Below are 6000 nucleotides of genomic sequence, written 5' to 3'. Positions count from 1 at the left end.
CAATGTACTTTAATATAGGACATTGCTTTTCTCATTTACTAGGTAAAATCATTCTCATATATCAAGTAAAGTAACACGTGGGTTCTGGAGGAAAATTATTAAGTGATCAAGAATAGTGTTTACGTTCTATCATTTAATATTAAAAAATAAATAAATAATACATTTCATAGATTTATCATTTCAAATATCTTATATAGAGTTAAAAAGGAACAAGCATAATTACACTATTATGCTTGTTCCTTTTTAATTCTATAAACAGTCTGTCTTGTAATATCTACTTCTTTCGCAATCTTACTAATAGAAATTCCTTGATCTAACATTTCTATAACTCGGTAATAGACCAAACGTTTTTGAGGATCTTTTGCATTTGGTGCATAAAGTACAGGTCTACCTTTATAGATGCCTTTTTCTTTCGCCACTTTAATACCCTGTGCTTGCCTACGCTTACTTTCATTTCTTTCTTGTTCTGAAATCATTGCTAAAATTTGAATAATTAAATCTTTCATGAACTTATCTAACAATGGATTTCCAATTGCTTCATTCATCATAGGCAAGCTTGTAATCATCAATTGGACTTCTTTTTCTTTTAAATAGTTAACAGTTTGAATAATCTCATCATAATTCCGGCCTAGACGATCAATAGACTCTACAATTAAACGATCTCCTATACGTACAAAACTTAGCGTTTCTTGAAAAGTAGGCCTATTTTCTATAGATTTACCTGATTGTTTTTCAGTAAATATTTTTTCAGCACCAAAGGACTGAAGATTTTCAATTTGTCTGTCTAAATTTTGATCAATAGTTGAAACTCTTGCATAACCAACAATCATTTTTACCCTCCTATTTTCATACACCCTAATCATACAAATAGAAACAGCATTTTACAAGCACTTTTCATTGTTCGGTTAGGGTAGACCTTAAACATACATAATTACACTTTCTTAATCAATTGAGAAAGTGTAATTTATAAACTAACGTTTTAAAATTTGGTATGAGTTATTGTATTTTAGTTATTAAGTTAGATTTTTAAAAAAGAAGACGTCTCCTTCATCTGTAAAATTATCAAAATTAACATCTCTTTTAAACTCTAATCTGTGAGCTAAATTTATAGAAGCTGAGTTATCTTTATCAGTTCTTATTACAAAAGGTAAAGTATTGTCTATTTCATAATGTAACCAATTTATAATTTTCATAATAGCTTCAATTGCATAGCCCTTTCCTGTTGCTTTGGGGTCCAATCTATAATACAAATTAAAGTATTCTTTATTCGCAAACTCCATTTTTTCTGCCCCGCCACTACCTATTACAGCATCACTTTCTTTTTCAATAAATATGAAATATCCATGATTATTATTGTCCCAATAATTTGCCCATGCATTCAACATTTTTTTAGTATCCTCTATTGTTTTATGCTTTCTCTTAGGAGTATATTGAGTTGCTAATTTATTAGAGTGAATCCTATATAATTCTTCAGAAAACGATAATTTCGGCTTACTCATAATTAATCTTTTACTTTCAAGCATTTCTCTGCACACACCCTTTATATCTACATTAATTAATAGCTATAAGTATAACAAAAAACACATACATATTATGTATGTGCTTTAATCGTTTCAAAATCAAAATGGATATCAATAACGAACGATTTTTCTAACTAGAATTTTAATTATAGACATAAATTTACACTCTTTGTAATTCTAGGCTAGTTATTTTTTATGAAAAACTTTAATGTACTTTTGTATATTTCGTTTTAGTTATTTTATGAATTAATCATGAAAATGTAGATTAGTATTCTTATAAAATAATTAACTCATAATCAATATTTAAAACAAGCTGAACTCTATTTTTTCTTTGTTAGTGTTAACTGAACAAGCAAGGTATCAACTAATGAGATGATATAAAAAATACGATTATTATAAGAAGCATTATCATATTTTATGATTAAAAAGCATTTTGTTAAAGAAAGGCCTTACTATTAACTATCTTATTTTTCATTCATTTTATTACTTTAAATAAACTGTAATTCATAAATGTTCTTATCTTCGTAGTTATTGAATGCATCTATATGCCCTTTTAAAAATATTTCTTGTTTTTTTCTACTCACATTATGATAATAGGATAACTTAATATTCATATTGGATTCGTAACCGTTATTTTTTATAGTATCTTCTAATTCATCAAATACTGTCTTATTTATAGGTAACATATAACCTTCTTTACTAGGTAACATATTAACATACTTTTTTTGAATAACTTTATCTTCACCTAATAAAACTTCAATGGTGATTTTTTTTGCTGCACCGCCTCCTAAATTATATAATTTCAAATAATCTTCATTTTCTTCCACATTGGAAGTGGTGTTTTTTAAAATTAATTTTTGGTCTTTATCTCTAATTAATAAAATCTGATTAAATCCTAATGCAGGAATAAAACTTATTTTCATTTGGTAAAGTTGAACTGATACTGATACAAAATAAAATAACGCCATAATAAATGTTCCAAGCGATCCTATCGCTGATATAATATTAATCATATTTAGCTCCTTTTCTTTTTTAGGAAATAGTAGTAGGAAATTAAACATAGCATAAAACAATTTATATTCAACAATCTATGAATATAAATTTCATATTAACTATATAAAAACGAGCATTGGATACCAATTTTTTAGTATTGGATAAGAACTTCCCTTAGCACTTATAATTAGTCCAGCTCTCAACGTAGTTACGGGCACACCATATGTTCCTAAAATGTCTTTACACTCTAAGCGACTTCTTAAACATGGTGGTAATTCATTCGTATTTGGAATTAGGTCACTCATAAACATGATATGTTTAACTTTATTAAAACCTTGATGCTTTAGCAAAATTATCTGCTAATATTTCATCCATATCTTCAAAACTTGCTTGTGTTAACTTAGCTGAAGGTATGATCGAATGAACAAGATATATAGCGATATCTACGTTTTTCATTACTTCTGTTATCTCATTTAAATCAAATAAATCTGAAGATTTCCATGTAACATTTTGCTCATTAGGCTTATTTTCTATATATCCTGAAGCACCTGTTAATAGAATTTTTTCGTAAATTTAGCCTCCAATTTTAAAATGAGCAGGCACATGCTTGCGTCAGCTCATCTTTTTCATAATAAGCTAAATTGCTCATTACAATTAAATTAATTTGATATAAGTGTGGCAAGAGTTCTACGTCTCTTAATAAATAATACCCAATTTTATTGATAAACGAACTTAAATTTAAAATTAAATTGATGAGTATCAGAAGTACGATTCACATAAAAAGGTACGACAAATTTATGAGCTTGTCGCACCTTTTTAATTACAATTAGTTACTAACAAACAAATCCAAAAGCCTTTTTCAGTTGTGTTTATTCACCTTTTTTCTTCCTGATGTTGATTAATATTTACAGCGTCTGTAGTATATGATGCTTCTTACACATCCACTTTTTATCTATCATTAGTAGGTGTATCAAAGGTATAATTAAGCAGCCTCTCTTCCTCTAATTGATTTTTGAATCTTTTTTATTACTCTCTAACGCCAAAACTTGCTGATTCTTAAGCAATCTTTGATCTTTCCTGCAACTCTTTTCTATTCTGGCTCATATATGCGTTTTAAGAAACAAATGTAATTGAATAGGTTAAAAATTATATATTTTTAAAGTTTCCTTTAAACCAACTGTTAAAATGTATAATAAGGATATGGGATTACCATATGTAAATTTGTTTTTAGCACGACGTTTTTTAGGTGTGTAAGTGTGCCTTTAGATATAAAAATAAAAGTCAAACTAGAAAAAGTAGATTGACTTTTTCTTTTGATGCAGTATCGTCAATGTAAATCTAAAAATTCTGGCTATAAATCTACATCACTTTTCAAAAATGTAGTAGTGATATTCAATACTAATTAGTTTTTATAACTACTAGGAAATATCTCAAGGCGTTTCTTTAAATTAAAAATACCCCACAAATAAATGTGGAGTATTAAAGTGAATCATCTTTTGTAGGTTTTATTCCAGATTAGCATGATTTTGCTGCATTGTTTCTTCATCAACGTTTATCTCAGTCATTAAATCTAAAACAATACTATCTAAAAACACTTGTGATGCTTGTTCAAATAAGCTACCTAGAGGTTGTGCTGAACCTTCAGCATCATATTTCGTTCCCGCCGGTAATTCAATCACTGCATTTGCAAGTTCACCAATCTTTGACGTTGAATTTGTTGACAATAATACAACTTCTGCACCTACAGCTTTAGCTTTATCTGCTAATAATCTTAAATGCTCTGTCGAACCTGAGCCAGAAAGGATAACAAACAAATCTTTTTCGGTAATGGAAGGTGTAGTGGACTCACCAACTACATGTGCACCCTTCCCAAGCTGATTCAATCTCATCGCAAAACTATTTGCTACAAAACCCGAACGTCCTTTTCCAGATACAAAAACTTGCTCTGCTTTAATAATTTGCTTTAAAAACGTTTCGGCTTCACTGTCTTTCACATGTGATAATGTGTTGTCTATTTCATCTAGTATTAAACGATAATTTGTGATTTCTGTCATCATTATTTTCCTTCAATCGCAGCTCTACATTGTTTAGCAGCTTCTACAGGGTCATCAGCATTTGCAATGCCGCCACCAACAATAATTAAATCAGGATTTTCTGAAACAATATCTTTAATTGTATCTGGTTTAATACCACCTGCAACTGCTACTTTAGAATTACTAATTACAGATTTAACTTTACGTAAACTTTCTAAAGGAGATTGACCTTCAGCTTGTAAGTCATAACCAGTATGCACAGCGATATAGTCTGCGCCTAAATCGTCTAATTCTTTAGCACGTTTTTCTAAATCTTGGACTGCAATCATATCTACTAACAGTTCTTTACCACTTTTATGTGCTTCTTCAACTGCTGCTTTAATTGATGCATCTTCAGCAACACCTAAAATTGTTATTACGTCTGCACCAAATTTAACTGCTTGGCTTACTTCATAGTCTGCAGCATCCATAATTTTTAAGTCTGCAAGTACTTTTACGCCTTCTATATTATCATTTAAATGTTGAACCGCTGGTAAACCTTCATTAATAACGATTGGTGTACCAATTTCTACGATATCTACATAATCTTTAACTTTATTCGCAAGTTTTGTCGCTTCCTCTTTATTCAATAAATCAATTGCTAGTTGTAATTCCATATGTTATTACCTCCTATATATTATGTATTCATTATGGTATAATAAATTCGAAAATACAATACTGACAAATATGTCACTGAGGAGAAGAAATTGTTAATAGAATACAATAATAAATTATTTTACACTTCTAAAGATTTAGCTTTATCAGTAATTGGTGGTAGGTGGAAAATCCCTATTATTTACCATTTATTACAATCAGAAGTACTTAGGTTGAGTGAATTAGAAAAAAAATTACCAGATATTAATCAAAGAATGTTAATTAGACAATTAAGAGAGCTTGAAAAGGATATGATAATAAAAAGAACTATATATCCAGTAGTCCCTCCAAAAGTTGAATATCGATTAACTAGTGTTGGTTTGTCTCTCGACAATGTGGTCTATGGTATTTGTGAATGGGGAGATGAATATTTGAAATTAATTAACAATGAAAATTAGTTAATTTTTTTAAAAGAAGAAAAATTGAACCGAACTTTATATAATCTCTTTCAGGAATATTGATATGTTTTTATATGGACTAGTAGATCGATATAAATAGAGAACGACTCAAAGACATAGAAATACGCTCTAAACATACAAAATATTTTTTCTGATATTAATAGTGTATATAGGGTCATTAGATTATATATTTAAAAAGGCGAAGTATAATTATACTTCGCTTTAAGTTAATCTTTATAATAAAATTAATATTAAAAATAATGGAATATTAGTATAAATACTAACCTTGCTATCGAAACTATTGTTGATATCACAGTATGAGTAACAAAAGTCTCTTTTAGCATCATTCTTATATACAATACT

General features: G+C 28.7%; 6 protein-coding genes and 2 pseudogenes. 1 reads left to right on the top strand and 7 read right to left on the bottom strand.

The annotated features are described in order from the left end of the window. Positions 1-227 precede the first annotated feature (227 nt). From J5E45_RS14040 to hxlA, 7 genes and pseudogenes are all read right to left on the bottom strand, one after another. Entirely contained in the window at positions 228-830 is a 603-nt protein-coding gene (locus J5E45_RS14040) for a recombinase family protein (RefSeq protein WP_107548799.1), read from the bottom strand. A 183-nt stretch (positions 831-1013) separates the two neighbouring features. Further along, positions 1014-1523, bottom strand: a complete 510-nt coding sequence (locus J5E45_RS14035; protein ID WP_069792838.1) for a GNAT family N-acetyltransferase — start codon at positions 1521-1523, stop codon at positions 1014-1016. Between the two features lie 485 nt (positions 1524-2008). After that, positions 2009-2533, bottom strand: a complete 525-nt coding sequence (locus tag J5E45_RS14030; RefSeq protein WP_031867996.1) for a hypothetical protein — start codon at positions 2531-2533, stop codon at positions 2009-2011. Positions 2534-2662: 129 nt separating this feature from the next. Next, positions 2663-3086, bottom strand: a pseudogene (locus J5E45_RS14025) (Rossmann-fold NAD(P)-binding domain-containing protein); the annotation flags it as partial. A 378-nt stretch (positions 3087-3464) separates the two neighbouring features. Then, positions 3465-3580, bottom strand: a pseudogene (locus J5E45_RS14020) (DUF536 domain-containing protein); the annotation flags it as partial. Positions 3581-4018: 438 nt separating this feature from the next. After that, positions 4019-4567 carry a 6-phospho-3-hexuloisomerase gene (gene hxlB, locus J5E45_RS14015; protein WP_069792839.1) on the bottom strand — a complete coding sequence of 183 codons (549 nt, stop codon included), beginning with the start codon at positions 4565-4567 and terminating at the stop codon, positions 4019-4021. A gap of 2 nt (positions 4568-4569) precedes the next feature. Next, positions 4570-5202 (bottom strand): 3-hexulose-6-phosphate synthase, encoded by a 633-nt coding sequence (hxlA, locus tag J5E45_RS14010; RefSeq protein ID WP_002508648.1) that lies wholly within the window; start codon positions 5200-5202, stop codon positions 4570-4572. 90 nt (positions 5203-5292) lie between these two features. Between hxlA and J5E45_RS14005 the strand changes: the two genes are divergently transcribed. After that, positions 5293-5637, top strand: a complete 345-nt coding sequence (locus tag J5E45_RS14005) for a winged helix-turn-helix transcriptional regulator (RefSeq protein ID WP_002508649.1) — start codon at positions 5293-5295, stop codon at positions 5635-5637. The last annotated feature ends 363 nt before the right edge of the window (positions 5638-6000 follow it).

Origin of the sequence: Staphylococcus shinii (genome assembly GCF_017583065.1) — a bacterium.
Classification (GTDB): Bacteria; Bacillota; Bacilli; order Staphylococcales; family Staphylococcaceae; genus Staphylococcus; species Staphylococcus shinii.
The sequence above is the reverse complement of the archived record's forward strand: the minus strand, read 5'-3'. Positions and strand labels throughout refer to the sequence as shown.

What these genes read in the sequence shown, in the direction of transcription:
- J5E45_RS14030 (WP_031867996.1), bottom strand. Translation starts at nt 2,533, where the DNA reads ATGATTAATATTATATCAGCGATAGGATCGCTTGGAACATTTATTATG.
- hxlB (WP_069792839.1), bottom strand. Translation starts at nt 4,567, where the DNA reads ATGACAGAAATCACAAATTATCGTTTAATACTAGATGAAATAGACAAC.
- J5E45_RS14040 (WP_107548799.1), bottom strand. Translation starts at nt 830, where the DNA reads ATGATTGTTGGTTATGCAAGAGTTTCAACTATTGATCAAAATTTAGAC.
- J5E45_RS14035 (WP_069792838.1), bottom strand. Translation starts at nt 1,523, where the DNA reads ATGCTTGAAAGTAAAAGATTAATTATGAGTAAGCCGAAATTATCGTTT.
- hxlA (WP_002508648.1), bottom strand. Translation starts at nt 5,202, where the DNA reads ATGGAATTACAACTAGCAATTGATTTATTGAATAAAGAGGAAGCGACA.